This is a genomic window from Pseudomonas sp. JR33AA (genome assembly GCF_021378985.1).
GTDB lineage: Bacteria > Pseudomonadota > Gammaproteobacteria > Pseudomonadales > Pseudomonadaceae > Aquipseudomonas > Aquipseudomonas alloputida.
Map to the genome: position 1 here is coordinate 1 of NZ_JAJSAW010000039.1, position 2383 is coordinate 2383.

General features: G+C 59.0%; 3 protein-coding genes. All 3 read left to right on the top strand.

The features are described from left to right. The first annotated feature begins 100 nt into the window (after nt 1–100). Nucleotides 101–421 (top strand): IS66-like element accessory protein TnpA, encoded by a 321-nt coding sequence (tnpA, locus tag LVS58_RS24855; protein WP_233693231.1) that lies wholly within the window; start codon nt 101–103, stop codon nt 419–421. Beyond that, entirely contained in the window at nt 418–753 is a 336-nt protein-coding gene (gene tnpB, locus LVS58_RS24860; RefSeq protein WP_233693232.1) for an IS66 family insertion sequence element accessory protein TnpB, read from the top strand. Before tnpA ends, tnpB begins: the two co-directional genes overlap by 4 nt. Nucleotides 754–816: 63 nt before the next feature. After that, nucleotides 817–2352 carry an IS66 family transposase gene (tnpC, locus tag LVS58_RS24865; RefSeq protein ID WP_233693233.1) on the top strand — a complete coding sequence of 512 codons (1536 nt, stop codon included), beginning with the start codon at nt 817–819 and terminating at the stop codon, nt 2350–2352. Nucleotides 2353–2383 lie beyond the last annotated feature (31 nt).

The following is a 2383-nucleotide window of genomic DNA, read 5'->3' on the forward strand; positions in this document are numbered from 1 at the left end:
GTAAGCGTCCGGCGAACTCACCTTCCGAACTCCAGCATTAAGGGCGATGGTGTCCGCGTATTTTTAAGCGGACGCGATCACCCTTATCGCCAGGATTTCCATGCGCCAACGAAACTCTTATCCGAAACCGTTCAAAGCCCAGGTCGTTCAGGAATGCCTGCAACCTGGGGCGACAGTGTCCAGTGTCGCCATCAGCCACGGCATCAATGCCAACGTCATCCGCAAATGGATGCCGCTCTATCGAGATCAGCCCGCAGCGACTTCACTGCCGGCATTCGTCCCGTTAAAGGCTGCACCTAAACGGCCAGTCGAAGCGTCAGTGATAATCGAATTGTCCATGGCCGGGCAAGTGATCACGGTGAAATGGCCAATCTCAGATCCCGAGGGCTGCGCACAATTTGTCCGGGCTGTCGCTCAATGATCCGCATCGATGCGATCTGGCTGGCCACAGAACCGATGGATATGCGCGCCGGCACCGAAACGGCATTGGCCCGAGTGATCGCGGTGTTCGGTGCGGCGAAGCCGCACTGCGCTTATCTTTTCGCTAATCGCCGGGCTAACCGAATGAAAGTGCTGGTGCACGACGGCGTTGGCGTCTGGCTTGCAGCGCGTCGACTGAACCAAGGCAAGTTCTACTGGCCCGGCATTCGCCATGGCGCGGAGGTCGAACTCGACAGCGAGCAACTCCAGGCGTTGGTACTGGGCCTGCCATGGCAACGCGTTGGTGCAGGCGGTGTGATTACCGTGCTGTAAACGCCGGTCATTTGGCCGGTCTACTTGTCGTTGTCCCGCGCCTGCTCTGGCACAATCGGCGGCATGACTTTCTCGCCCAACCTCGACCAGATGACCCCGGAACAGCTTCGTGCCTTGGCGGCACAGGCGTTGCAGTTGCAATCCCAAGTCGAGGCGATGAGCAAGAAGATTCAGAATGATGAAATCCGCATCGAACAGTTCAAGTTCGAAATCGCCCTGCTCAAACGCCACAAGTTTGCCAAGCGCAGCGAGCAGATCAGCCCGGCGCAAGGCAGCTTGCTGGATGACCTGCTCGATACCGACCTTGAAGCTATCGAGGCCGAGCTGAAACAGCTTCTTCCCGCTTCGTCACAGGCCGAACCACGGCAGTCCCCGAAACGTTCACCATTGCCACCGCAGTTTCCACGCACGGTGATTCGTCACGAACCCGAAAACACCCAGTGCGTCTGCGGCTGCCAACTTCATCGCATCGGCGAAGACGTCAGCGAGAAGCTGGATTACACGCCGGGCGTTTTTACCGTCGAGCAGCATGTACGGGGCAAATGGGCCTGTCGTCAGTGCGAAACACTGATCCAGGCGCCTGTGCCGGCGCAGGTTATCGACAAGGGTATCCCGACCGCAGGCCTGTTGGCCCACGTGATGGTGGCCAAGTTTGCCGATCACTTGCCGCTGTACCGGCAGGAGAAAATCTTTGGCCGCGCCGGGCTGGCAATTGCTCGCTCGACCCTGGCGCAGTGGGTTGGACAAACCGGTGTGCGGCTTCAGCCACTGGTCGATGCATTGCGTGACGCTGTACTGAACCAGGGCGTGATACACGCCGACGAGACACCGGTACAGATGCTTGCGCCCGGCGAGAAGAAAACCCACCGGGCCTATGTATGGGCCTACAGCACGACGCCGTTTTCGGCGCTCAACGCGGTGGTTTACGACTTCAGCCCAAGCCGTGCTGGCGAACATGCACGCAACTTCCTGGGCGACTGGAACGGCAAGCTGGTTTGCGATGACTTCGCTGGCTACAAGGCCGGATTTGAGCAAGGCATCACTGAAATCGGCTGCATGGCCCACGCCCGTCGCAAGTTCTTTGATCTGCACGTAGCGAATAAAAGCCAGCTGGCTGAACAGGCCCTGCACTCGATCAGCGGTTTGTACGAGGTCGAACGCCAAGCGCGGAACATGAGTGATGAAGATCGTTGGCGAATACGTCAAGAAATGGCGGTGCCAATCCTCAAAACACTGCATGACTGGATGTTGGCCCAGCGCGACTTGGTGCCCAACGGATCAGCCACGGCCAAAGCCCTCGACTACAGCCTGAAACGCTGGGTAGCGCTGACGCGCTACCTGGACGATGGGGCTGTGCCCATCGACAACAACCAGGTCGAGAACCAGATACGGCCATGGGCACTCGGGCGCTCAAACTGGTTGTTTGCCGGGTCGCTACGCAGCGGCAAACGTGCGGCGGCGATCATGAGTTTGATCCAGTCGGCACGCATGAATGGGCATGATCCGTATGCCTATCTCAAGGATGTGCTGACGCGGCTGCCGACCCAACGGGCCAGTGAGATCGGGCAATTGCTGCCGCATCAGTGGATGCCGGCCTGACTTACGCAAGGTGAGTTCGCCGGACGCTTAC